The organism is Thiofilum sp. (assembly GCF_016711335.1).
GTDB lineage: Bacteria > Pseudomonadota > Gammaproteobacteria > Thiotrichales > Thiotrichaceae > Thiofilum.
On the sequence record NZ_JADJTF010000001.1, the window covers coordinates 597,128 to 623,403 of the forward strand.

A 26,276-nucleotide genomic window follows, 5' to 3' on the forward strand; every position below is an offset into this window, starting at 1 on the left:
AAGTACTATGATTAATCTCATAACTTTTTCGAGGATGTCACTATGTCCTTAGCGTATTCCATGCCAACTTTTATCAGTGAGGCTGATTATTTAGCGGGTGAGCCGTTAGCGACTGAGCGCCATGAGTATGTGCAGGGGCGAATTTATGCAATGGCGGGCAGTAGTAAGCGCCATAATCGGATTGCGGGGAATATCTATCGCGCTCTGATGAGTGAGCCGTCGGCATGTGTGGCGTATATCAGTGATATGAAGGTGCGAGCGGAGAAGTCACAGAGTTATTACTATCCTGATGTGGTGGTGGGCTGTGCTGAGGAGGCTAATGAGTATTTTTTGGAGCAGCCGTGTTTGCTGGTTGAGGTGACTTCAGACTCTACACTGCGTAAGGATTATTTAGAAAAAGCCTTGGCTTATCAATCGATAGCTACGGTGCAGATGTATCTGATCGTGGCACAGGATAAGGTGCTGGTGGATGTGTTGCGCCGTGGAACGGAGGGGGGTTGGGAGCTAAGCCAAGTGAATGATTTAAGTGCTGAAATTGAGTTGCCTTGTCCGGTGATACGCTTGAGTGTGGGGCAGATTTATGCGGGTGTGGAGTTGGGGTAGTTTGGTTTAGCTAAGGGGCTATGTTACTTTAACACTTGTCTTATTTGAGGATTATAAGCATGTCGGCTCAATATCAAACTCGCTTAAGTGATGTAGATTATTTAGCACAAGAATGCCTTGCACCTGAGAAAAGTGAGTTTCTTAATGGTGAGATATTTGCAATGGCAGGTGCTACCCGTGCGCACAATCAGATCACGTCTAATCTGGTGATTGCTCTAGGGTCGCAATTGCTTAATAAGCCTTGTAGTGTTTATGCCAGTGATATGAAGGTGCATACGCGCAGCGAATCGATTAGTAAGTATAGCTATCCTGATGTGGTGGCAACGTGTGGGGTGGAGCAATTTGAGGATGATCACGCTACGGTATTGCTGAATCCGCTGCTGATTATTGAGGTGCTGTCGGATTCGACTGAGGCTTATGATCGTGGGTTAAAGTTTTTTCATTATCAATTGATACCGTCGTTGCGTGAGTATTTATTGGTGGCACAGGATTATTGTCGGGTGGAGCAGTATTATCGCCAAGCGGATCAGCAGTGGGTTTATTCTGAGTATCATGAGCTGAGTGATACGGTGATGATTCAGACGCTAGGCTGTGAAGTGAAGGTCGCGGAGATTTATCGACGTGTGCTTTGACCACTACTTATTGTTTTTGCTCTAGCTCAGCTAAACGCTGCTCAGTAATCTCCACCCATTCTAACCAATAGCTAGATAACTTATTTTGCTCTTTTAGCCTCTGCAAAATAGTTAAAGACTGCTGCATATACTGCCTTGCTTTGTCTGGCTGCAACTGAGCTAAGCGATAGTAACTAGCTACTAAATCGGTTTGCCACTCGACTACATTTGGGTCGTGCGCCGCTAGCTTTTCTCGAATCGCTAAACTCTGCTGATACGAGCGCAGCGCGGCTTCCTGCTCTCCTTTGGCTTGCTGGATAGCGCCCACCTTGTCATAGCTCACGGACAGATCGCGTTGCCACTGCACCTGTTGCGGGTCGTGTGCCGCTAGCTTTTCTCGAATCGCTAAACTCTGCTGATACGAGCGCAGCGCGGCTTCCTGCTCTCCTTTGGCTTGCTGGATAGCGCCCACCTTGTCATAGCTCACGGACAGATCGCGTTGCCACTCCACCTGTTGCGGGTCGTGCGCCGCTAGCTTTTCTCGAATCGCTAAACTCTGCTGATACGAGCGCAGCGCGGCTTCCTGCTCCCCTTTGGCTTGCTGTATATCACCCACGTTGTTATAGCTCACCGACAGGTCGCGTTGCCACTCCACCTGTTGTGGGTCGTGCGCCGCTAGCTTTTCTCGAATCGCTAAACTCTGCTGATACGAGCGCAGCGCCGCTTCATACTCCCCTTTGGCTTGCTGGATAGCGCCCACGTTGTTATAGCTCACCGACAGGTCGCGTTGCCACTCCACCTGTTGTGGGTCGTGCGCCGCTAGCTTTTCTGCAATCGCTAAACTCTGCTGATACGAGCGCAGCGCGGCTTCCTGCTCTCCTTTGGCTTGCTGGATAGCGCCCACGTTGTCATAGCTCACCGACAGATCGCGTTGCCACTCCACCTGTTGCGGGTCGTGCGCCGCTAGCTTTTCTCGAATCGCTAAACTCTGCTGATACGAGCGCAGCGCGGCTTCCTGCTCTCCTTTGGCTTGCTGGATAGCACCCACGTTGTCATAGCTCACGGACAGATCACGTTGCCACTGCACCTGTTGCGGGTCGTGCGCCGCTAGCTTTTCTCGAATCGCTAAACTTTGCTGATACGAGCGCAGTGCGGCTTCATACTCCCCTTTCGCTTGCTGGATAGCGCCCACCTTGTCATAGCTGATGGACAGGTCGCGTTGCCACTCCACCTGTTGCGGGTCATGCGCCGCTAGCTTTTCTCGAATCGCTAAACTCTGCTGATACGAGCGCAGTGCGGCTTCATACTCCCCTTTGGCTTGCTGGATAGCACCCACCTTGTCATAGCTCACGGACAGATCACGTTGCCACTCCACCTGTTGCGGGTCGTGCGCCGCTAGCTTTTCTGCAATCGCTAAACTTTGCTGATACGAGCGTAGCGCGGCTTCATACTCCCCTTTGGCTTGCTGGATAGCACCCACGTTGTCATAGCTCACGGACAGATCACGTTGCCACTCCACCTGTTGCGGGTCATGCGCCGCTAGCTTTTCTCGAATCGCTAAACTCTGCTGATACGAGCGCAGCGCGGCTTCCTGCTCCCCTTTGGCTTGCTGTATATTACCCACTTTCTCATAGCTCACCGACAGCTCGCGTTGAATATCAAAATTAGTGGGACTAGCTGTAGCTAGCTCAAGCATAAAACTCTGCGCCTGTTTGTATTTAGCAAGCGCAGTTGAGGTCTCACCGAATGCCATCAAAATACCGGCTTCATCACTTAAAGCAACTGCTAAAGTCCACTTATCTTTTTCTGGATCAAGATACTGCTGCATACTCTGTGCAGCCTTTAATGCCAACGAATAATTACCCGCACGCTCCGCCATACGACTTACTTTTAGCCAAGCCTCAACATAATCCGGCTTAAACTCCACCGCCTCCTGATAGCGCTTCAATGCATTAACCACATTCGGCGCATTTTCCCAACGCTGCCCCGCAATAAACGCCTCCTCTGCCATTTGTGCCTGTTGCTTAACTAACTCCTCCCGATACACCGCCCGCCGCTTTAAATAATACTCATCGCGTAACTCCGCAGCCCGCTTAAAATCAAACACCTCCAACGCTTCACGCTCCGCCACCAACAAAGGCTCATCGGGAGTATTTTTAATATCCTTCGCATTATCTGCTAAAGCTTGCGCTTGAGCCGCCTTTACACGTACTAACTCAGCTTGCAACAGCTCAATGTGATCATTTTTCTGCTTTAAGCTACGTGTTTGCTCATCCAAATTCGCTGTTAGGCTTTGGGCAAATTCCTGAATAAGCTTTTCTAAATTGCGTACCGCTTCAGCACTTAGCCCTGCACAATCCAGCTTAATCTGTGCCGTAGATGCCACTGTACCCGTATTAATAAAACTACACGGTGATTGCTCAATCACCTTATCCCCCAGCGCATACCCCGCTTGTACCCAGACCAAGCTACTCCACACCACTACAGGGATTAATATAAGTTTCATGGCTGATCTCCAGTACAAGTCTGTGTAATAGAACCGCTAATAGTGCCCGTATTGCCAACAGCACACGGTGATTGCTCGATGTTGACGCTTGATGAATGGCTCACCCAAACAACTATAGCCGTTAAAATTGCTCCTGCTAGCACCACAAGCACACCTATCCAATTAGCCCGTAGGATGTCACTCATAGGCTTTTTTGTGGTAGTGGTAGTGTTATCGTTATAGATAGTACTTGCTGCAATACCGCCTAAATGACGCGGTGCATGACCTAATTCTCGCTGACTACCCACATCAGGCGGTGGAGTCGCAGGCTGCCCCGTCAACACTCGATATAAAGCCTCATACTCCGCCATCACCCGATAAGCCGTAAACGCTTTTAAAGCACGCGGTATATTCTCCACACTCCCCGACTCCGGCAACACCGCAATAAACTTAGTGTTACGCCCAAAATCATCATAAAGCGCCTGCGAAATCACCACCCCTTCAAACGTCACCCCACGCCCAGCCGCCAACTCCTGCCCACGATAACGGCGCAAATAACTCGGCGTACACACCAACAACACAAACTCCGCCCACTCAATACGGTTTTCCATCCAGCGAATCCAGCCCTCCGGTGGCGAACCATTAATATACTGATCTAGCTCACACTCCACCCCATCCAGACGCAAACGATCCGCAAGGCGCAACACCAAAGCCTTATGCTCAGCAGAATCATGGCTATAGCTAATCAATACACGAGTCATAGATAGGGGCTTGCTTAACGTTTGATAGCTAAAATCATACCGTTTATCTACAGACTTGTCTGGAATTTCACAAGGAAGTATTGCAACTAATTCAAGAGTTGCGACTGAGGACGTGATAGATACTGAATAGAAGAAATGTGCTTAACTCAAACCAACAAGATAGCTAAGGTTGAGTAACCAACCCAACCTTAGAGCTAGAGCGAGCTACTCGCCTTGATAAATATAATTCACCATCGCCTGCGACAGACGAATAGAGGCATCAATCGCCCCCCACGATTCTGATAGTGCTATATCGCCAGAGCTAATAAACCCCGACCGATCCATATCGGCCACATAAGCTACCCGCGTTTCGAGCAATTGCTCCATATTCGCTTTTTGTTGTGCCGTCATGGGTGCAGCAGGCGCTCCGCGTGCATAGATGGACAAAGGTGCACTGTAGGAGGTAGGGGGAGGTGGATAAGCTGGCATAGGCGGCCAAGGATTATAATTAATCAAAAACACTCGATTGTTCATATAACTCACCTTAAATATCCTTATTTAATGGGGCTAGCCTCAGCTTGTTACTGAGTTAGCTTGAACCATTCTAATCAAACAACCCCACCTGTTCAGAAAGCACTAGGATATACGCCCACGATTTAGAGATGAAAGCTGCGTGCTTATTAGGACATAGCCTTAATAATAAAACTTATTTATCATAAAAAAGCATCCATTTATCGACTGGGGGATAGCCGCTTAGCCTCAGACGCTCTACTATTTTGTTCATGCAAGCACCGATACTACTAATAACCGAGCTTGCGCTAATCAACACAATGTAATCGCCTTTAACCCCTATAGTATGACCACTCACCTAGCGATTACCTTCTGTTATAGAACTCAATATTTATTTAATTATCATAACTATAGTATTCTGAGGTTCGATCATGTCTTTGTCATTTGTTAATAATTTAGTCGGTAAGTTACCTACTGAAAGCGTCTCCAATAAATGCACTACCCCTACTACCGCTCAAGTCAAAAGCAATACCTTTGGCAAAACATTTAAACTGCCTCAAGCGCTCACTGGTAATCTCAACAATATCGCTAGCCGTTTAACGCAAACTATTTCTTCCGGCATAGGATCTAATGCGGGTTTAGGCTCAGGTGTAGCAAATTTAGGTCAATCACTTGCCCAACTCAAACTGAATCAAATTGCTCAAGTCGGTAACTTAGCCACAGGTGCACTTTCAACCGTGACTGGTGGGTTAGGTGGAGCGGGCGCTAATGGCGGATTGGGTAATATCGGTAATGTCGTAACAGGGGCTTTATCTACTGTCACCGGCGGCTTAGGGGGTGCGGGTGCTAATGGCGGACTGGGTAATATTGGTAATGTCGTAACCGGCGCTTTATCTACTGTCACCGGCAGCTTAGGTGGCACAGGTGGCGCGAATCCTTTAGGTGCATTAGGTAATATTGGCAGTGTCGTCACTAATACGTTGTCTTCTGTGACGGGCAGTGGCTCTGGCAATCCGGTAGCTTTAGGTAATTTAGGCAATATTGGCAATGTCGTCACCGGTGCTTTGTCTACTGTGACGGGCGGTTTAGGGGGTGCGGGTGCTCCTAGCGGATTGGGTAATATTGGTAATGTCGTGACGGGTGCTTTGTCCACAGTTACCGGTGGTTTGGGGGGTAATGGTGGCTTAGGTCTTAACAATTTACTGTCAGGTCTAATGGGGGGAGTCGCTGGTGCTAACGCTACAGGCACACTAGGCGGTTTAGGTAATCTGGTGACAGGTACACTGTTTAATCTCACTGGTAATCAAGGCGCTACTATCACAGCAGGTGGTCCTCAAGCAGGTATGATTGGCTTAGGCAACTCCTTAAGTACTAATAATACAGGTATGTTAGGAGTCGGTGGCTTAGTAGGCGGTGCAGCTTCTGCGCTAGGTATTGCGGCAGGTGGTTTAGCCCAAGGTACGCATCACTTAGCTGAGCGAGTCATTGACTTCTCTGGTCTAGGTCCCGTGTTTGGTCCTTTAGTCGATGATACTCTCATTCATCCTCTGTTATGGGATCCGATTTCAATGGTAACCGGTGTGGATGTAAGCAAACATCCTGCAGGTGTGCCTGACGTTTCTAATCCTTTAAATGTCAAACGTTAAGTTTCATGAGTGATAGGACTCAAGGATGAGTCCGCTTTTCTCTGTCAGTGCTCAGTTTAATTTCTTAAATACTGATTAAACAGCTACAAAAAAGGTCAGTGTAATAACTGACCTTTTGTTAGGAAAGCTTTTATAAAGTGGCAGATAAAAGCCTTAGGTATGCAATTAGCTCACCTTAGGCGCTAATTCACCGGACGCATAACGCTTGAACATCACTTCTAAAGACACTGGTTTAAGCTTAGCAGCCTGACCTGCACTACCAAACGCTTCATAACGTGCTTTACAAATTTCTTTCATCGCCTTAGTGGAGTCTTTTAAGAATTTACGTGGGTCGAAATTCTTACGATCTTCAGCTAGGAAGCGACGTACCGCACCTGTAGACGCCATACGTAAATCAGTATCGATATTGACCTTACGTACCCCGTGCTTAATCCCTTCTACGATTTCTTCTACCGGTACACCGTAGGTTTGACCCATATCGCCACCGTAGTTATTAATAATTTCTAACCAATCTTGTGGCACAGAAGAAGAACCGTGCATGACTAAATGCACACTAGGAATACGTGCGTGGATTTCTTTAATCCGATCAATACGCAGTACTTTACCGGTGGGCTTTTGTGTGAATTTATACGCACCGTGTGATGTACCAATCGCAATAGCGAGTGCATCTACTCCGGTTTTCTGCACGAAATCAGCGGCTTCTTCAGGGTCAGTCAACAGCATAGAGTGATCAAGTTGTCCCTCAGCACCGTGACCGTCTTCTTCGCCCATCATTCCGGTTTCTAATGAACCTAGGCAACCTAACTCACCCTCTACAGAGACACCACAAGCATGGGCTAGCTCGGCTACTTTGCGGGTAACATCCACATTGTATTCATAGCTAGACGGTGTTTTACCATCCGCCATTAACGAGCCATCCATCATAACAGAGGAGAAACCAGACTGGATCGAACGGAAGCAAACCGCTGGCTCAGCACCATGATCTTGATGCATGCATAATGGAATGTGTGGGTACATCTCAATAGCCGCTAAAATCAAATGGCGTAAAAATGGCTCACCCGCATACGAACGTGCACCCGCTGAACCTTGTAGAATCACAGGTGAATTCGTCTCATCCGCTGCTTGCATAATGGCATGAACTTGCTCCATGTTATTCACATTAAAAGCGGGCATACCATAACCGTGTTCAGCCGCATGATCTAGCAACTGACGCAGTGAAATCAATGCCATGATGTGTCTCCTTGGACTAGTAAGTAATTAAACCTAGTTCACGCGGGAGGCATCAACCATTCTCATGCTCTCCCACGCGTAAAATTTTCAATTGATTCGTGCCGCCTTGAATACCCATTAAGTCGCCTTTGGTCACAATCACTGCATCCCCGTTATCCACTACTCCTTGCTCAACCAAGAAATCAACGGACTGACGGTTAGCAATTTTCGGATCGGTTACGGGTTCCCGCGCTAATACCGGATATACACCGCGATATAAACTGACGCGCCGTGCGGCTTGCTCGCTGCGAGTAATGGCATAAATCGGAATACCTGAACTAATGCGTGACATCCATAAAGCGGTAGAACCTGACTCTGTTAACGCGGCAATGGCACGCACATTCATATGGTTAGCGATGTACATGGTCGCCATTGCAATCGCCTCATCCACACGCTCAAATTGATCATCCATACGATGACCTGATATGCGTGCCTGCATGGACTGCTCAGCTTCCTCACAAATGGCCGCCATAGTGGCGACGACTTTAGCTGGATGTTTACCTGTAGCCGTTTCGCCAGACAACATCACCGCATCCGTACCATCAAATACCGCATTTGCTACGTCGAATACTTCCGCACGGGTAGGAATCGGGTTTTCGATCATCGTCTCCATCATTTGCGTCGCCGTAATGACCGCACGATTTAAGGTACGGGCACGACTAATCAAACACTTTTGAGTCAAGGGTAATTTAGCATCACCAATCTCAACCCCCAGATCACCCCGCGCCACCATAATGGCATCGGAGGCAATAATAATGTCATCTAAATCTGGCTGCTCCACTGCTTCAGCGCGTTCAATCTTAGCCACTAAAGCAGCACTACTTCCTGCCGCACGCAATAATTCGCGGGCTTCCATCATGTCAGCGGCTGAGCGCGGGAACGATACTGCAACAAAATCCACTCCAATCAGAGCAGCGGTTTTAATATCCTCTTTATCCTTATCGGTTAAAGCTGCGGCGGATAAACCACCTCCACGCCGATTGAGACCTTTATTATTGGAGAGCGGACCATCGGTCAGTACTTCAGTAAAAATCTCTTTACCTTTGACCTCTTTAACGAGGAGCACCATACGTCCATCGTCTAGCCACAACTCATCTCCGGGTGCTACATCATAAATCAGCTCTTTGTAACCCAAGCCAACACGCTCTTGCGTTCCTGCTTTAGAGTCTAAGGCTGCATCTAAAATAAAATGATCACCGCGCTTTAAGTAAATTTTGCTATCAACAAAACGGGCAATGCGTAATTTAGGTCCTTGCAGATCACCTAAAATACCCACAGTACGCCCCACTCGCTTAGCTGCCGCTCTAATCATTTCAGCACGCTTAGCGTGATCTTGGGGATCACCGTGCGAAAAATTGAGCCGCACGACATCGACCCCTGCCTTGACAATAGCCTCAATTGCTTCAGGCGTATCGGTAGCTGGGCCCAAGGTCGCTACAATTTTGGTTCTTCTCACAATACTTAATCCTAACAGTGGTGGTAATTAGCCCAGCCAGAGTGCTACGCACTCTTTGCTAGGCTGGTTTATTGTTCTTATTATTAAAGGGTTATAACGCTCATTAGCTTTGAGCGCGTTTTTCTAACATTTCAACGGCGGGTAGCACTTTACCCTCTAAATATTCGAGGAATGCGCCCCCTGCGGTAGAGATATAAGAAATATCATCATAAATATCATACTTTTGAATCGCTGCGATGGTATCGCCCCCGCCTGCTAAGGTGAAAGCAGAGGTCTTAGCACAAGCCATAGAAATAGCTTTTGTGCCTGCGCCAAACTGGTCAAACTCAAACACACCAACAGGGCCATTCCACACCACAGTACCTGCCTTCATAATCATATCAGCCAGTACTTGCGCAGAATCGGGACTAATATCAAAAATCATCTCGTCATCGGCGACATCTTTAATATTCTTTAAAACAGCAGGCTCATTAGCATCAAACTTTTTACCTACCACGACATCAGTCGGTAAGGGGATCGTTGCACCGCGTTTGGACATTTTTTCCATTAGCGCTTGAGCCGTAGGGATTAAATCCTTTTCAGCTAAGGACTTACCGATGTTATAACCTGCTGCGGCTAGGAAGGTATTTGCAATCCCACCACCGACCACGAGCTGATCTACTTTTTCCGCTAACGATTCCAATACGGTGAGTTTGGTAGAGACTTTAGAACCGCCTACAATCGCCATCATAGGGCGTGCTGGATTAGCCAGTGCTTTAGCCAGTGCATCTAATTCCTCAGTCATTAATATGCCAGCGGCGGCTACCGGAGCAAACATGCCCACTCCATAGGTAGAAGCTTCTGCACGGTGTGCTGTGCCAAAGGCATCCATGACAAATACATCGCATAGAGCCGCGTATTTTTGGGCGGTTTCTTCTTTATTTTTCTTTTCGCCTTTATTAATACGACAGTTTTCTAATAGGACTAACTCACCCTCAGCTACTTCAAAACCACCGTCCACCCAATCTTTAATGAGGCGTACAGGTTTGCCTAAGCGAGCAGCAATATCATCGGCCACTGGCTTTAATGAAGACTCTTCAGTCCATTCCCCTTCAGTCGGGCGACCTAGGTGTGAAGTCACCATCACTTTTGCACCTGCTTTTAGCGCATGCTCAATCGTCGGCATCGAGGCGGTAATCCGTGCATCAGACGTTACTTTGCCATCAGAGACGGGGACATTCAGGTCAGCACGAATCAGTACGCGTTTACCTTTTAAGTCCAAATCAGTCATTTTAATAAAAGCAGCCATCGCATCACTCCGTGGTCAAATCAGTTAAGTAACTACTTTGCAAATTTATGAAAATAGTTAGTTAAGTGATTTGTGGTTTACCCCCCTCCCGACCTCCCCCCGAAATGGGGGGAGGAGTAAGAGATGAGTTGCTAATCATACTCTTCATTCCCTCCCCCATTTCGGGGGAGGGCTAGGGTGGGGGTCTTAACTTCTCTTAATTCTTCGCTACGTGCTCAACGAAACGTAACATATTGCAGGTATAACCATATTCATTGTCATACCATGCAACCACTTTCACGAAAGTATCATCAAGCGCAATACCGGCTTCGGCATCAAAAGTAGATGGCGCACTATGACCTACGAAATCTGTAGAAACTACTTTCTCTTCGGTATAGCCCAAGACACCTTTCAATTCGCCTTCTGATGCGGCTTTCATAGCGGCACAAATAGCGTCATAGGTAGCTGGCTTTTCTAATTCAACGGTTAAATCCACGACTGACACGTCAGAAGTCGGTACACGGAACGCCATACCTGTGAGCTTTTTGTTTAATGCGGGTAATACTTTACCTACCGCTTTCGCAGCACCGGTTGAAGAAGGAATGATATTTTCTAAAATACCGCGACCACCGCGCCAATCTTTGTTAGAAGGACCATCTACGGTTTTTTGGGTAGCAGTAGCAGCATGCACGGTCGTCATTAAACCGCGTTTGATACCCCAATTGTCATGCAGTACTTTAGCGACGGGTGCTAAGCAGTTAGTGGTGCAAGACGCTGCGGATACAATCGCTTGACCTTTGTAATCTTTGTGGTTGACGCCATACACGAACATAGGGGTATCGTCTTTTGAAGGAGCAGACTGAACTACTTTTTTAGCCCCTGCTTGAATATGCTTTTGGCAAGTTTCTTCGGTTAGGAACAAACCAGTACATTCAATCACTAATTCAGCGCCTACTTCATTCCATTTTAAATTGGCGGGATCTCTTTCAGCAGTGAGACGAATGGTATTACCATTGACTAATAGGTTAGTGCCCTCAACCGCAATATCACCTTTGAAACGACCGTGTACTGAATCATATTTCAGCATATAGGCAAGATAATCGGGTTCTAATAGATCGTTAATACCCACTACTTGTAACTCTGGAAACTCTTGAGTAATCGCACGTAATACCATACGACCGATACGACCAAAACCATTAATGCCGACTTTAATTGCCATGCAAATCTCTCCTAAAGATAAAAAAACTGTGTTCTAGCACTTTAATCGCTAGCGTGCGCTGCCAAGCATAACCCCAATAAGTAATAGATGCATCTTTCACCTCTATTACTTTTGGGTAGAGTGATGATTCTAGTTCAATACACGTCTAACGGCAGCTACCACATTGTCTACAGTAAAGCCAAAGTACTTGAATAACTCACCCGCAGGTGCTGATTCACCAAAGCGATCCAGACCAATTACCTCACCATTTAAGCCGACATATTTATACCAACCGTCAGTGACCGCTGCTTCAATGGCTACGCGTGCGGTGACTGCTTTAGGTAGTACTGACTCTTTGTATGCGGCGGATTGCTGATCAAAGATATTAGTTGAAGGCATAGACACTACACGCACTTTACGATCGGTTAGTTGTGCAGCGGCTTTCATGGCTAAATCAACTTCAGAACCTGTCGCAATAATGATTGCATCGGGTGTGCCTTCACAATCTTTCAGTACATAGCCACCCTTAGCAATATCAGCGATTTGCTCCGCAGTACGCGCTTGGAAAGGTAGATTTTGACGGGTAAAGATCAAGCATGAAGGCATGGTTTGAGCTTCAATAGCTGCTTTCCACGCCACAATACTTTCGACCCCATCACACGGACGCCATACTTGCATATTGGGAATCATGCGTAAGGTCGGAATCTGCTCTACTGCTTGGTGAGTAGGACCATCTTCCCCTAGACCAATCGAGTCGTGGGTATAGACAAAAATCGAGCGAATCTTCATTAATGCGGCCATACGCACCGCATTACGGGCGTACTCAGAGAACATTAAGAAGGTTGCACCATAAGGAATAAAGCCACCATGCAGTGCCACACCATTCATCAGGGCACTCATACCAAATTCACGCACCCCGTAGGAAATATAGTTACCACTAAAATCCTGCTCTGGACCATGCATAGAGTTGATATGTTTACTGGCTTTATTGAAAGTATTATTGGACGGTGTTAAATCCGCCGAACCGCCTAAAAACTCAGGTAATAAAGGTGCAAACTGATCTAAGGCATTTTTAGAGGCTACACGGGTCGCTGGGGATTCAGCCTTAGCATTAATAGCATTGACTGCGGCTTGTGATGCTTCTGCCCAGTTCGTGGGTAGTTCACCATTCATACGACGTTTGAATTCTGCCGCTTCGGTAGGATAAGCCACAGCATAAGCATCAAACGCTTGATTCCATTCAGACTCTAAGGCTTGACCCTTTTCTTTAGCATCCCAACCTGCATAGATTTCAGACGGAATGACAAAGGGCTCATGTGCCCAGCCTAAATGCTCACGCGCCGCTGCTATTTCGGCCGCACCTAGGGGTGCACCATGCACATCATGACCACCTTGTTTATTAGGTGCGCCTTTACCAATAATCGTTTTGCAGCAAATCAGGCTAGGACGGTCGGTTGCAGCACGGGCTTGCTCAGTGGCTTGTTTAATTGCTTCGGGGTTATGACCATCGACATTAGCCACCACATGCCAACCATAGGCTTCAAAACGCTTAGGGGTATTATCTGAGAACCAACCGACTACATCACCGTCAATGGAAATACCATTATCATCGTAGAAGGCAATGAGTTTACCTAATTTCAGCGTACCTGCCAGAGAGCAAGCCTCATGTGAAATCCCTTCCATCAAGCAACCATCCCCTAAGAATACATAGGTGTAATGATCAACAATGGTATGACCTTCTTTATTAAATTGTGCCGCCAATACTTTCTCAGCTAAAGCCATACCTACCGCATTAGTAATACCTTGACCTAGTGGACCTGTAGTGGTTTCAATGCCGGGGGCATAACCGTATTCAGGATGGCCCGGCGTTTTAGAATGCAATTGACGGAAAGCTTTGAGGTCATCAATGCTCAAATCGTAGCCTGTTAAATGCAGCACTGAATAAGGCAGCATAGAACCATGACCATTAGACATGACAAAACGATCACGATTAGCCCATTTTGGATTAGTGGGATTATGGCGCATGAAATCGTTATAGAGTACTTCAGCAATATCGGCCATACCCATAGGAGCTCCGGGGTGGCCAGAGTTTGCTTTTTGAACAGCATCCATCGCTAATACGCGAATCGCATTGGCCAACTGTTGGCGCGTGGTCATAACAGAACTCCTTAAAATACAAATAATCGCAACTCAATGAAACATGCTAATAACACCTACACTGAAGTGTTATGAGAATATACCATCTAAGCACTCATCCTAGCTTTTGAGTTGGATTGTGTAGCGTGGAGCTAAGAGCGCACTATTATACCTAAGGATTACAGGCGTACTAAGCTCCTGCTTTGTATAAAAAGAGAGATAAAGGCTTACCCGTTTTGGGTGCTCATAGAGAGATAGTTTCAACATATCAAGGCAAAGCAATATCTGGCTTGGGATAGAGGTGCTCTTTATACCGAAAAAGTAGACATGGGTGAACTCAAAATTCACAAGCCTCAGCAATTAGCTACAAATGCACCCTTTTTAAGCATTTTCCGTCATAATAGCCTCACTTCATTTTTTCGAGATACACCATGAGCAATGCACTAAAAGTATTTATCGACGGTCAACACGGTACAACGGGACTACAAATCAGAGAAAAACTAGAACACCATACTCATGTACAAGTGATTGAAATTGCTACCGAAGCACGTAAGGATGTTAATGCTCGTAAAGCACTGATGAACGAGGCGGATATTGTGTTTCTATGTTTACCGGATGCAGCCTCTAAAGAGATTGCCGCTGATCTTTATCAGATGGATACGCGCGTGATTGATGCCAGCTCAGCACATCGCGTGGACAATAAGTGGACTTATGGTTTGCCTGAACTCCGTACCGAACAACGCACACTCATTAAAAACGCTAAATATGTATCGAATCCGGGGTGCTATGCAACGGGCGCGATTTTGCTGCTGAATCCTTTAAGTGAGCAAGGCTTACTCCCCGCGAGCACCGCGATTCATATCAATGGCTATTCGGGCTATTCGGGCGGGGGTACGGCAATGATTAATGCTTATGAATCAAGTGCTGTCCCGTCGGCATTAGCGGTTTATGGTTTGGATTTTAACCATAAGCATATTGCTGAAATTATGAAATATAGCCAATTACAACGCCGCCCCACTTTTATTCCCAGTGTTGTACCGATTCGTCAAGGGATGATTGTGCTAGTAGCGTTTGATAAAACTGAATTGAATGGTACTACCCAAGATATTAAGCAGCTTTATCAAACTAAGTATCAGGGTGAACGTTTTGTGCAAGTAAAAGAGCATGATTTAGAACAAGATAAATTCCTGCATATATCTAATTTAGGTGGCTCTAATAATTGTGAGATTTACGTATTTGAATCGGCTGATCAGTCACAAGTGATGGTATCGGCGCGTCTCGATAATTTAGGTAAAGGGGCAAGCAGTGCCGCGATTCAAAATATGAATATTATGTTGGGATTGGATGAGGGGTTAGGTATTAACTAAGCGCTTTAGCCTACTAAGTACCAAAATAATCGTGCATTTCTTCCGCAGACGCTGTGAATACCTCCCTGTACGCTTCAAGGCGACATCCTTGTCGCCAAGACTGCTCCAAAAACACACGATTACTTTTAGCTAGGTACTTATTAGAAAAAGCAAAGACTCTTATCACACAGAGTGCTTTGCTTATCTAAACACTTCATACCTAAAGCCTGTACAAACTGAAATTTTTTAGTATCATTGCCAACCCATAGAGCCACTAGGCTTAGAACACAGATGTTGAGGAGCGTTGCAACAGAACTTTTCTGCCAGGCTCAACAGACTGTCAACATGACAAAACGGCGCTCAGTCATTAGTAACCAATTATTTTAAAGGAGAACGTAATGGCTGAGACTCACCTGTTTACGTCTGAATCCGTATCTGAAGGCCATCCCGACAAAATGTGCGACCAAATCTCTGACGCGATTTTGGACGCTATCATTGCTAAAGACCCCTATGCGCGTGTTGCCTGCGAAACCCTCGCTAAAACAGGCATGGTTGTACTCGCGGGCGAAATCACTACGACTGCTGACATTGACTACGAAGGTATTGTGCGTGGCGTAGTCAATGACATTGGCTACAACAACTCACGTATTGGTTTTGACGGTAATACTTGTGCAGTCATCAACGCCATTGGTAAGCAATCTCCTGATATTGCAATGGGTGTAGACCGTGCACGTAGCGAAGACCAAGGCGCGGGCGACCAAGGTTTAATGTTCGGCTATGCCAGTAATGAAACCGATGTATTAATGCCTGCTGCATTGACCTTTTCTCATCGCTTAGTCAAAAAACAAGCGGAACTACGTAAAAACGGTATTCTCCCTTGGTTACGTCCTGATGCTAAATCACAAGTCACGGTGCGTTATCAAGACGGCAAAATCGTGGCTGTCGATGCCGTAGTACTCTCTACTCAACATGATCCTGAAATCAGCTTGCAAGATTTACGTGAAGCGGTACTAGAGCATGTGATTAAGCCCGTACTACCTGCTGAGTGGTTACACAAAGGGACTCAGCTCCACATTAACCCCACTGGTAACTTCGTCATCGGTGGTCCAGTAGGTGACTGTGGTCTAACGGGTCGTAAGATTATTGTGGATAGCTACGGTGGTATGGCACGTCACGGTGGTGGTGCATTCTCTGGTAAAGATCCATCAAAAGTAGACCGCTCTGCCGCTTATGCTGGTCGCTATGTGGCTAAAAATATCGTGGCGGCGGGCTTAGCTGAGCGCTGTGAGATTCAAGTGTCTTATGCGATTGGTGTCGCTCAACCGACCTCTATTTCTGTTGAAACCTTCGGTACTAATAAAGTGGCTGAGGCTTTAATTGAAAAATTAGTTCGTGAGTACTTTGATCTACGTCCGTATGGCATTACCAAAATGCTGGATTTATTGCGTCCGATCTATCGCAATACCGCAAGTTATGGTCACTTTGGTCGTGAAGATTTAGATTTACCTTGGGAAAAAACTGATAAAGCTGAAGCGTTACGCGCTGCGGCTGGTTTATAATTCCTAATAGCTCATCTGACCTTTGCGTGAGGTGAGCTTTTCGTCTAAGGAGCGCTGCAACGGCTACCTGATAGTATTTTAATAAGGTAGTTCCGCCAGGCTTAGGCAACCGTAATTGACAACGGCGCTCATTCAATTATCAACCAAACTGGAGATTGAATGATGAGTTCGAGTCAATTCAATGATTATATTGTTGCCGATATGAGCCTTGCCGATTGGGGCCGTAAAGAGATTAAAATCGCTGAAACCGAAATGCCCGGTCTAATGGCGATTCGTGAAGAGTTTGCCAAAACTCAACCTTTAAAAGGTGCGCGTATTACTGGCTCTTTACACATGACCATTCAAACGGCGGTGTTAATTGAAACCTTAAAAGCACTCGGTGCTGAAGTTCGGTGGGCGTCTTGCAATATTTTCTCTACTCAAGATCACGCAGCCGCAGCGATTGCAGCCGCAGGTATTCCTGTCTTTGCTTATAAGGGTGAGTCATTAGAAGAATATTGGGATTACACCCACAAAATCTTTGAATGGCCTAATGGTCAACAAGCCAATATGATTCTGGATGATGGTGGCGATGCTACCCTACTCCTGCATTTAGGTGCTCGTGCTGAAAAAGATATTAGCTTAGTAGCTAAACCGACTTCTGAAGAAGAAACCTATTTATACGCAGCGATCCGTAAGCGCTTAGAAACTGATCCGACTTGGTATAGCACTCGTCTCGCTGAAATACGCGGCGTTACCGAAGAAACCACTACCGGCGTTCATCGTTTATACCAAATGCACGCACGCGGCGACCTCAAATTCCCAGCCATTAACGTGAATGATTCTGTGACTAAATCAAAATTCGATAACCTTTATGGTTGCCGTGAGTCGTTAGTTGACGGTATTAAACGCGCTACTGACGTAATGGTGGCGGGTAAAGTAGCAGTGGTTGCAGGTTACGGTGACGTAGGTAAGGGTTCAGCTCAAGCCTTACGTGCTTTATCCGCTCAAGTATGGGTGACTGAAATTGATCCCATCTGTGCACTACAAGCCGCAATGGAAGGTTATCGTGTAGTGACTATGGATTATGCTGCGGACAAAGCAGACATTTTCGTCACCGCAACTGGTAATTATCACGTTATTAATCACGATCACATGGCTAAAATGAAAAATGAAGCCATCGTGTGCAATATCGGTCACTTCGATAATGAAATCGATGTAGCCAGCCTTGAACAATACCAATGGGAAGAGATCAAACCCCAAGTGGATCACATCATTTTCCCAGACGGCAAACGCATTACTCTATTAGCCCAAGGTCGCTTGGTGAATTTAGGTTGTGCTACGGGTCATCCTTCATACGTCATGTCGTCTTCATTTGCCAATCAAACGATTGCACAAATTGAACTCTGGACTGAACGCGATTCTGGTAAATATCCAGTCGGTGTATACACCTTACCTAAGCACTTAGATGAGAAAGTCGCTCGCTTACAATTGAAAAAGCTCAATGCACAATTGACTGAACTGACTGAGCAACAAGCGGCTTATATCAATGTGTCCGTTCAAGGTCCTTACAAAGCGGATCACTATCGCTACTAATCAGGAGTTGCTATGAGTACTCATGATCATACTCACGACCATGAACATGAACATGACGACCATAGCCATAATGACGAATTAGCGTTTAGCTTTGAGTTTTTCCCACCCAAGACTGAACAGGGTGTGGAAAAACTACGTGAAGTGCGTGAAGCCCTAGCTCCTTTAAAACCGCGATTTTTCTCGGTGACTTATGGAGCGGGTGGTTCAACACAAGAGCGTACTCTAGAGGCAGTGCTGGATATTCAGCGCTCCTCTGGAATAGAAGCTGCACCGCATTTGTCATGTATTGGTTCGTCAGCGAGTCAAATTCGTCAAATTCTCCAGCTATACCGCGAACACGACATCAAGCACATTGTCGCCCTACGCGGTGATTTGCCCTCTGGTACGATGGACAGTGGTGAGTTTCGTTATGCTAATGAATTAGTCGAATTCATTCGTAAGGAGACGGGCGATCATTTTCATATTGAGGTTGCTGCTTATCCTGAAGTACATCCACAAGCGCCTAATTTAGATAAAGATTTAGATAACTTTGTGCGCAAAGTGAATGCAGGGGCGAATAGTGCGATCACTCAGTATTTCTTTAATGCTGATGCGTATTGGCATTTTGTGGATCGATGCTTAGCTAAAGGTGTCACTATCCCAATAGTACCGGGCATTATGCCGATTACTAACTATACGCAACTGGCGCGTTTTTCCGATATGTGCGGTGCTGAAATTCCGCGCTGGGTACGCAAGCAGTTAGAAGCGTATGGGGATGATAGTGCCTCGATTACGGCGTTTGGTGAGGAGTTTGTAACACTGCTATGTGAAAACTTACTCGACACCGGAGCACCGGGTTTGCACTTTTACACCATGAATCGTGCTGAACCTACGGTCACTATTTGGAATAATTTAGGTCTCTCGGCTTAAGTTTCTCAGTACTTAAAAGATGCGGGTACTTTGCCCGTGTCTTTTAAATAATTCTGGTACAGCTTGCATATAAATTCATAATATCAGCGCGTTTAATTCTAAACTTAGTACCATGATTATGTCCGGTACGCGCATCAAAATCGACATAAATCAAACCACTCTCAAATGCACTCAACATTTTTTCTAAAGATAGCTCTTTGAGCATATAAACTTCTTCGTACTTGAAATAACCTAGACCTTTCTCTGTTTTATGATCGGCTATAACATAGAAGCAACTATGTAACTTTGAACCAAGCTTATGATAAAAATCATTAAAACCCCAATAAGGGTTAGGACTCAAAGTACTATTACCACTCTGAATAATTTTATCCACCCAAGCACTATGTTTTATTTGATCTACTTTAGTAACATCAAATATTACCTCAATACGTTGTTCAGCTCGATTCACGACTACTGTAAAACCCCGATTGGAATATAAACCACATCGAATCGTCTGCCTAAAGCTCATTTCTGAATTAGGATAAATAGTACCCGCCTTATCATGAGACCAACCATAATTTGGTAATAAAATACTAGGTACAAATTTTAATGCTGTTGGTGAAGGCTCTAGGTGAAACAAGGTCACTAATGAAGCAGTACGTTTACGCTGAGCTTTTAACTCCCACTCAGCGGCATTAGGAATAGGTAAATTATTCTCCTCAATGCCCAATAAATCCTCTAATACATTACCTACATTACCATCATTATTACCACGCTCTGTAGCAATCCAACCTCTATCTGAAATAGCTTGCAAAGCAGCAATCAAGGATTCCTTTGTATAAGTTTGCACGTACTTTTAGTCCTTTAAAACAAAGATGCTTGTTTAAGCATATTTTCTGATGGAGGTACTACATGATAAACACTAGCTGGATTAGTCAAGCGCTCAGCAGCCATTTGACAGTACTCTGGGGAAATATCAATACCAATAAAATCACGTTTTAACTGTTTTGCTGCATAAGCTGTCGTACCGGAACCCATAAAGGGGTCGAGCACTAATTGTGCATTAGTTGAGCCAATAATTCTATCGACTAGCTCTACAGGATAAGGAGCAGGATGCTTATTTTTAAGTTCTTGTCCAAACTCCCACACATCACCATAAGCATTAGCCTTAGGTACTAACTTGAAATTGGGCTTAGCAATTAAATAAATGACTTCATAGGTTGGCAAGAAGTAGCCCGCATTAAAATTTATCCCCCCCTTACGCCGCCAAATAATAATTTGTCTTACTGGAAAGCCTGAAACAATATCCTGCCTATCTTGTAATAAACCACCTTGAACACGCCACTTATGATTATAGAAAATAGCACCATCATCCTTAATAATACGGTACATTTCTGTTAAACACCGGCGTTGCCAAGCAGCATATTCTTCATGGGGCATATTATCATTGTAATTAGCGTAGCCTTTGATTAAAGCAGCATTTGACCACTTCCCCCCTCTACCGTCTTTCATACCATTACCCGTAGAGTTTTTTAAGTTATAGGGAGGAGATGTAACAATTAAGTCAATCGATTCATCTGGAATCTGAGCCATGACCTCAACTGAATTGCCACAAACAAACTTATTTACAAAACTATCTGGGAAAATGAGTGATTCCATTATTAACTCTCAATGGTTGAGATAACTAATGCTGACTCAGTACATTCAAACCTGATCAGGCAATACATCAATAGACTATGCCTCCTATTATAACGTGCTTGAAGTGAGGGGTAATAGAAAGTTTTATTAGGCAGGACAAAGACAAGGAAGATGGATAAAATCCAGTGCCTCCCTAGGGAAGCACCGGACGTTAGCGCTGAGGATCAATAGCGCTCTAACTTAGACCATTACAGGCTCTTTTTGCAGAAATACCAATCAGTACATTCATAACCTGCACTCATACGTTGCTCGGCAGCATCTACGTCTTGAGGCGGTGGCACAATCACTTGGTCGCCCGGTTTCCAACCCTCTGGGGTGGCTACTTTGTGAGTATCCGAGGTTTGTAATGCTGAAACCAAACGCACAAACTCATCAATCGAACGACCATTAGTCATCGGGTAATACACCATCGCCCGCATAATACCATTAGGATCAATAATAAACGTGGCACGTACTGCTGACGTATCCGCCGCCCCCGGATGAATCATGCCGTAAGATTTGGCAACACTCATGCTTAGATCTTCGATAATCGGGAAAGGAATTTCTACGCCAAACTTTTCCTTAATATTGCGTACCCAAGCCACATGGCTGTAATAGCTATCAATCGATAAACCCAATAATTCACAGTTTAAGGCTTGGAAATCGGCATGACGCTTAGCAAACGCCATAAACTCAGTGGTACAAACCGGAGTAAAATCAGCCGGATGCGAAAACAATACTAACCATTTGCCTTGGTAGTCAGATAATTTTTTCACACCGTGTGTAGTACGTGCTTCAAACGCCGGAGCAGGTTCATTAATACGTGGCATAGCATTCATTGTCGTTTCCATGTGTCTATCTCTTTAATTTATAACAAACTATTCTCAATTACTGGCTGCGTGCCCTTGAGATGTATGTAAGCATATAACCAAGTACTAATTAATTAAAATAGAATGTTTTTCTCATATCGATCTTAAAAATAGATTTTTTAGCTAGTAAAAACCGCGCTGGGGTTTTGATCAATGTCAAAACTATCCCGCTGCAAGGATAAAAAGCTGCTTAGTCTCACTATCGAACACAATTTTAGCTGCTTTCTTGAACAGTCGACCCAGTTCTCTTAGTATGAGATTAACCCTCCAGTCTTGATACTAGGGGACTTTTAATACCAATAATCAAAAACAACATCACAGGACTTGCTATGCGTACCAAAGAAGAGATCGTAGCTAACTGGCTACCCCGCTATACCTCACTCACACCCGAAACCATTGGGCAATACGTCTTACTCACCAACTTTAACCAATATGTAGAGATGTTTGCTGCATGGCATAACGTGCCGATCAAAGGCCTAAACCGCACGATGCCTAATGCTACTGCTAACAATATCACCATTATTAATTTTGGTATGGGTAGCCCCAATGCCGCCACCATCTTAGATTTATTGAGCCATGTACATCCCAAAGCAGTACTGTTTTTAGGCAAGTGTGGGGGGTTAAAAAGGAAAAATCAGCTAGGCGATTTGATCCTGCCCATCGCGGCGATTCGCGGTGAAGGGACATCACTCGACTACTTCCCTCCCGAAGTCCCTGCTCTACCCGCGTTTAGTTTGCAGAAAGCAGTTTCCACCACCATCTCACGCAAACACCAAAAAGAGTACTGGACGGGAACGGTCTACACCACCAACCGCCGCGTTTGGGAACATGACGAAACCTTTAAAGAACGTCTAAAACGCATGCGCTGTATGGCGATTGATATGGAAACCGCCACCATTTTTAGTGCCGGATTTTTTAATGAAATTCCGGTCGGTGCTTTATTATTAGTCTCTGATCGCCCTATGGAACCGGAAGGAGTTAAAACCGAGGCTAGTGATCAAACGGTTTCAGAAAATTTTGTCGAAATGCATTTACGCATTGGCATTGACTCGCTAAATGAGTTAATCAATAACGGTCTATCCGTAAAACATCTGCGCTTTTAATAATGAATAGAGTCTGTCAAATAAACTGTGTAACCAATTTTCATTAGGGCGGGGAAAGGAACGCACACTCTGCCGAACATCAGTGAAAGTTCTATAAAAAATGAATCTGCATGTTAATTCCCGGTGGGGGTGCATTTTTTAATTAATGTGAGATGAGCCGCTGATCTGAGGCTGTATAGGAAGCTATTAGTGGTGTTGATTTTTTGTAGTGATTTGAAGATCAATGTCTTTTCTTGTATATGTAACGACTTCATATTGCCGTTTAGCAAGGGTTCAAACGATCTCAGTCGTCTGGGCTTGCCGCAGCGACGCAGTTGGTAAGGTTCACAAATGATTTCTATCGTCAACCTGAAGTCGAGACCTTTGCGGGTTTCCATAATGAAGTTAGGAGAGTTCAAATGATTTCTACCATCAATCCGAAGTTAGGACCTTTACGAGTCTCCGTGAAGTTTCCGCATGACACTCCCGCACTGGTGGGTACGATGCGGTGGAATCGCGGTGAGTACAACATCATCTGGGACGAGGGCCAGCATTATAATATCGTAAAAAAACCCCGTGAGTGGGTTAATAACGCTTATGTGACTATTGGAGATGAGCCAGCTGCACAGCTCGGAGGCACGGCATTCGTCGATCTCGCCAAACGGACTGTGGAACTCCGTGAATCGAGCCTAACGTTGGGTGGGAAAGGTTCACAAATGGTTTCTACCATCAATCCGAAGTTAGGACCTTTACGAGTCTCCGTGAAGTTTCCGCATGACACTCCCGCACTGGTGGGTACGATGCGGTGGAATCGCGGTGAGTACAACATCATCTGGGACGAGGGCCAGCATTATAATATCGTAAAAACCCCCCGTGAGTGGGTTGACGACGCTTATATAACCATTGGAGACGAACCCGCTGCACAGCTCGGAGGCACGGCATTCATCGATCTCGCCAAACGAACTGTGGAATTCAGTGAATCGAGCCTAACGTTAGGTGGGGAAGACGAGCTAGACAGAGTGCAAAGCTTCGAGGAGAAGCGTGTCACTGTTAAATTTCCGCATGATACCCCCGCACTGATGGGTACCATGTCCCGTAAGGATGATGAGTATTGCATCATCTGGGACGAGGGGCAGCATTACAATAGCGTAAAAAAACCTCGTGAGTGGGTTGACGACGCTTATGTGACTATTGAAGACGAACCCGCCGCACGGCTTGGAGGCACGGCATTCGTCGATCTCGCCAGACGGACTGTGGAATTCAGTGAATCGCGCTTAACGTTGGGTGGCAGGGAGGAGGACAGGGAGGAAGACAGGCAGCAGAGACAAGAGGCCGAACAGCAACGGCAGTTTCAGCCGAACCTTAGCGCGGAGGAGGCGTCCTTCGGCAAGACAGAGGTAGTCCTTCGCAGGGCAGAGGCAGCCCTTGACGGTATCAACTGGAGCGATCCGGCACACATCGAATCGTGCATCAATCGTGCCCTCCGCTGCATAGAGGAGGTAGCAGCTCAAGACATCGATGTGCTTAGCCGCGCACTGACCACCTGCTCGGTTCTTTGGAACAGTCGACCTCTCGAACGCGCACGCTTTCAGAAGCTTGTGGACGAGAAGTTTGCGAAGCGTTGAAGACGTGCTTGAGGCTCCTGAAGAAGCGCTCCCTTTAGGAATTTGCCGCCGTTGTAGCGCCTGTTGTAACACGGCTAAGGTGCTGACCCAACCTTAGCCCGCCTTGGGGAGGTTGGATTGTGGTGCTTTCAGTATTGCCTTGTGAATCTGCGCTGCGCGTGTTGCGAAGCGCTTGCCTCCCAAGTCAAGATCGTTGAGTTTGGTAGCTGTCCAGTTCATAGGCATAAATTGCTTATCTTATAGAAACTTACTGATTTGTGTATAAGAAAATGGGTATAGCCCCATCATTTTATAAATTATAAATCATTATGTCATCTTGCGCTTAATAAAGCCTCGCAATAAAGCATAATTATAAACAGCTCTAAAATACTCATCACCTATCATTAAAGCAAACATTAAACCCACTGCAACTAACACACTTAAATAGCTAGCATAATAATAAATACTAAAAAACCCTAACAATAAAGCGATATGACAAGCAATAGATACTATAGTAGAGCGCCCTACATGCTTCAGTAATCTTAAGCCTGTTAGGGTAATAATATTTTTCACTCTAAAAAAATCAATCAAGGCTAGGCTAGTAAATATGACGATCAAAATAGGCAGGGATTCGGGGGTGCTATATAACTCTTTAAAGGCAATGCTTTGCACTATAGCAAAGACTATAAGCATAATAATCAAACCTAGGCTAGTGAATAATCGACCCCAACCAATTAAATGTGTCACAGTCATTTCAAACTGGTCAAAGTGTTTAGCATTCCAATGAAAGGCTAACTCTCGATTAGTATAACCTACCCATGCTACACCTAGTGCCCCCACCATTTGAAACCAAGGCATTAGCATAGTGCGCGTTACAAAAGCCGCTTGACTAATATGCGACAATAACGCTATGAAAACATAAGTCATAACGGTATAAGAGCCAGCCTCTAATGAGGAGATAAAACCAGTTTTAATAATTTGCCAGTCATTAGCCCTATCACTAAATAATGCACGCCACTGCTTAAAGCTAGTAGTCTGGTTGTATAGCATCAATATAATTAAACCAATAGGTACTAAAACCTGACTCAGTAAGGTAGCTGCACCAATCCCTAATAAATACCACTCATTATTTTTACCATAAAACACCCAATAGCAAATAATATTCAAAATCACATTCAATGCTACAATAGTCAAGCTGCTATAGAGATTGATTTTAGCCATACGATAGATATTAAAGATAGCATTCAAGCCACGACGCAAAGCGACAAAGATAGCACCTAATAAAATCAATATAATAAAGGGATAATTTAAGTGCTGATAATCACTAGATAAATTAACTGTCTTTAGTAGATAAGGCACTAATGCTAAAATAGCAACAACATAAACCAACCCAGTAAGTAGAGTTAAGACTAAAGTTTTATTAATCCAAAAGTGCTTACGCTCTTCCGTTAGGTTAGGATCGGCTAGATGTGCGGCTGTGATATTAGCAATGGTTTGGCTAGTGACGAATACAATAATCAATAAACTATGCGTCACACCTAAAACGGTAACAAACTTAGGTTCTACTAAGGCAATAAAAACGGTATCCAAAATACCCAATATAAATAATACTGAAAACTCAAGATAGTTAGGTATATAAATAGTTAAAAAGGTTTTATTTTTAAGCAATGACATGATAATAGTGGTAATTTAATGAGTAACAATGCTTCCCTGCTAAACAATAGGAAGCATCTTTAGAATAAAATAGAATTAGAG

General features: G+C 45.2%; 21 protein-coding genes and 2 riboswitches. Of the genes, 9 read left to right on the forward strand and 12 right to left on the reverse strand.

From position 1 onward, the window contains the following. Nucleotides 1-42: 42 nt before the first annotated feature. Together IPL34_RS02865 and IPL34_RS02870 are read left to right on the forward strand one after the other, a co-directional pair. Nucleotides 43-603 (forward strand): Uma2 family endonuclease, encoded by a 561-nt coding sequence (locus tag IPL34_RS02865; protein WP_296837447.1) that lies wholly within the window; start codon nucleotides 43-45, stop codon nucleotides 601-603. A gap of 59 nt (nucleotides 604-662) precedes the next feature. Further along, complete coding sequence (locus IPL34_RS02870; RefSeq protein WP_296837450.1) at nucleotides 663-1,235, forward strand: Uma2 family endonuclease; 573 nt, start codon at nucleotides 663-665, stop codon at nucleotides 1,233-1,235. Between the two features lie 7 nt (nucleotides 1,236-1,242). Here IPL34_RS02870 and IPL34_RS02875 read toward each other — a convergent pair whose 3' ends face one another. From IPL34_RS02875 to IPL34_RS02885, 3 genes are all read right to left on the reverse strand, one after another. Continuing rightward, nucleotides 1,243-3,720, reverse strand: a complete 2,478-nt coding sequence (locus IPL34_RS02875) for a tetratricopeptide repeat protein (protein WP_296837452.1) — start codon at nucleotides 3,718-3,720, stop codon at nucleotides 1,243-1,245. Next, nucleotides 3,717-4,460 carry an SEFIR domain-containing protein gene (locus IPL34_RS02880; RefSeq protein ID WP_296837455.1) on the reverse strand — a complete coding sequence of 248 codons (744 nt, stop codon included), beginning with the start codon at nucleotides 4,458-4,460 and terminating at the stop codon, nucleotides 3,717-3,719. Before IPL34_RS02880 ends, IPL34_RS02875 begins: the two co-directional genes overlap by 4 nt. 204 nt (nucleotides 4,461-4,664) lie before the next feature. Then, nucleotides 4,665-4,973, reverse strand: a complete 309-nt coding sequence (locus IPL34_RS02885; protein ID WP_296837458.1) for a hypothetical protein — start codon at nucleotides 4,971-4,973, stop codon at nucleotides 4,665-4,667. A 407-nt stretch (nucleotides 4,974-5,380) separates the two neighbouring features. Here IPL34_RS02885 and IPL34_RS02890 point away from each other — a divergent pair, with 407 nt between their 5' ends. Next, entirely contained in the window at nucleotides 5,381-6,595 is a 1,215-nt protein-coding gene (locus IPL34_RS02890; protein WP_296837460.1) for a hypothetical protein, read from the forward strand. 165 nt (nucleotides 6,596-6,760) lie between these two features. On the opposite strand, the gene fba is transcribed toward IPL34_RS02890, so the two are convergent. The 5 genes from fba to tkt form a co-directional block, all read right to left on the reverse strand. Then, nucleotides 6,761-7,825 carry a class II fructose-bisphosphate aldolase gene (fba, locus tag IPL34_RS02895; RefSeq protein ID WP_296837462.1) on the reverse strand — a complete coding sequence of 355 codons (1,065 nt, stop codon included), beginning with the start codon at nucleotides 7,823-7,825 and terminating at the stop codon, nucleotides 6,761-6,763. A 52-nt stretch (nucleotides 7,826-7,877) separates the two neighbouring features. Further along, nucleotides 7,878-9,320 carry a pyruvate kinase gene (gene pyk / locus IPL34_RS02900; RefSeq protein ID WP_296837464.1) on the reverse strand — a complete coding sequence of 481 codons (1,443 nt, stop codon included), beginning with the start codon at nucleotides 9,318-9,320 and terminating at the stop codon, nucleotides 7,878-7,880. 103 nt (nucleotides 9,321-9,423) lie between these two features. Next, a complete protein-coding gene (locus IPL34_RS02905; protein ID WP_296837469.1) occupies nucleotides 9,424-10,608 on the reverse strand; it encodes a phosphoglycerate kinase in 1,185 nt (394 codons plus the stop codon). A gap of 196 nt (nucleotides 10,609-10,804) precedes the next feature. Further along, the gene (gap, locus tag IPL34_RS02910) at nucleotides 10,805-11,806 is read right to left on the reverse strand and encodes a type I glyceraldehyde-3-phosphate dehydrogenase (RefSeq protein WP_296837473.1); all 1,002 of its coding nucleotides are present in this window, start codon (nucleotides 11,804-11,806) and stop codon (nucleotides 10,805-10,807) included. Nucleotides 11,807-11,935: 129 nt separating this feature from the next. Continuing rightward, a complete protein-coding gene (gene tkt / locus IPL34_RS02915) occupies nucleotides 11,936-13,942 on the reverse strand; it encodes a transketolase (protein ID WP_296837476.1) in 2,007 nt (668 codons plus the stop codon). 410 nt (nucleotides 13,943-14,352) lie between these two features. Between tkt and argC the strand changes: the two genes are divergently transcribed. The 4 genes from argC (at nucleotide 14,353) to metF (ending at nucleotide 19,310) form a co-directional block, all read left to right on the forward strand. Then, nucleotides 14,353-15,288, forward strand: a complete 936-nt coding sequence (gene argC, locus IPL34_RS02920; protein ID WP_296837478.1) for an N-acetyl-gamma-glutamyl-phosphate reductase — start codon at nucleotides 14,353-14,355, stop codon at nucleotides 15,286-15,288. Nucleotides 15,289-15,557: 269 nt separating this feature from the next. After that, nucleotides 15,558-15,636, forward strand: a riboswitch (S-adenosyl-L-homocysteine riboswitch). A 29-nt stretch (nucleotides 15,637-15,665) separates the two neighbouring features. Continuing rightward, nucleotides 15,666-16,826, forward strand: coding sequence for a methionine adenosyltransferase (gene metK / locus IPL34_RS02925; RefSeq protein ID WP_296837481.1), 1,161 nt, complete (start codon nucleotides 15,666-15,668; stop codon nucleotides 16,824-16,826). A gap of 40 nt (nucleotides 16,827-16,866) precedes the next feature. Beyond that, nucleotides 16,867-16,963, forward strand: a riboswitch (S-adenosyl-L-homocysteine riboswitch). Between the two features lie 25 nt (nucleotides 16,964-16,988). After that, nucleotides 16,989-18,401 carry an adenosylhomocysteinase gene (gene ahcY, locus IPL34_RS02930; RefSeq protein ID WP_296843031.1) on the forward strand — a complete coding sequence of 471 codons (1,413 nt, stop codon included), beginning with the start codon at nucleotides 16,989-16,991 and terminating at the stop codon, nucleotides 18,399-18,401. A 12-nt stretch (nucleotides 18,402-18,413) separates the two neighbouring features. Further along, nucleotides 18,414-19,310, forward strand: a complete 897-nt coding sequence (gene metF / locus IPL34_RS02935) for a methylenetetrahydrofolate reductase [NAD(P)H] (RefSeq protein WP_296837484.1) — start codon at nucleotides 18,414-18,416, stop codon at nucleotides 19,308-19,310. Between the two features lie 43 nt (nucleotides 19,311-19,353). On the opposite strand, the gene IPL34_RS02940 is transcribed toward metF, so the two are convergent. The 3 genes from IPL34_RS02940 to IPL34_RS02950 form a co-directional block, all read right to left on the reverse strand. Further along, nucleotides 19,354-20,139, reverse strand: coding sequence for an MvaI/BcnI family restriction endonuclease (locus IPL34_RS02940; RefSeq protein ID WP_296837487.1), 786 nt, complete (start codon nucleotides 20,137-20,139; stop codon nucleotides 19,354-19,356). Nucleotides 20,140-20,153: 14 nt separating this feature from the next. Continuing rightward, nucleotides 20,154-20,948, reverse strand: coding sequence for a site-specific DNA-methyltransferase (locus tag IPL34_RS02945; RefSeq protein ID WP_296837490.1), 795 nt, complete (start codon nucleotides 20,946-20,948; stop codon nucleotides 20,154-20,156). Nucleotides 20,949-21,175: 227 nt separating this feature from the next. Further along, entirely contained in the window at nucleotides 21,176-21,817 is a 642-nt protein-coding gene (locus tag IPL34_RS02950; RefSeq protein ID WP_296837493.1) for a peroxiredoxin, read from the reverse strand. 347 nt (nucleotides 21,818-22,164) lie between these two features. Between IPL34_RS02950 and IPL34_RS02955 the strand changes: the two genes are divergently transcribed. Together IPL34_RS02955 and IPL34_RS02960 are read left to right on the forward strand one after the other, a co-directional pair. After that, nucleotides 22,165-22,938 (forward strand): AMP nucleosidase, encoded by a 774-nt coding sequence (locus IPL34_RS02955; protein ID WP_296837496.1) that lies wholly within the window; start codon nucleotides 22,165-22,167, stop codon nucleotides 22,936-22,938. Nucleotides 22,939-23,336: 398 nt separating this feature from the next. Next, entirely contained in the window at nucleotides 23,337-24,542 is a 1,206-nt protein-coding gene (locus IPL34_RS02960) for a hypothetical protein (protein WP_296837499.1), read from the forward strand. Nucleotides 24,543-24,848: 306 nt separating this feature from the next. Here IPL34_RS02960 and IPL34_RS02965 read toward each other — a convergent pair whose 3' ends face one another. Further along, a complete protein-coding gene (locus IPL34_RS02965) occupies nucleotides 24,849-26,195 on the reverse strand; it encodes a hypothetical protein (protein WP_296837501.1) in 1,347 nt (448 codons plus the stop codon). Nucleotides 26,196-26,276: the final 81 nt, after the last annotated feature.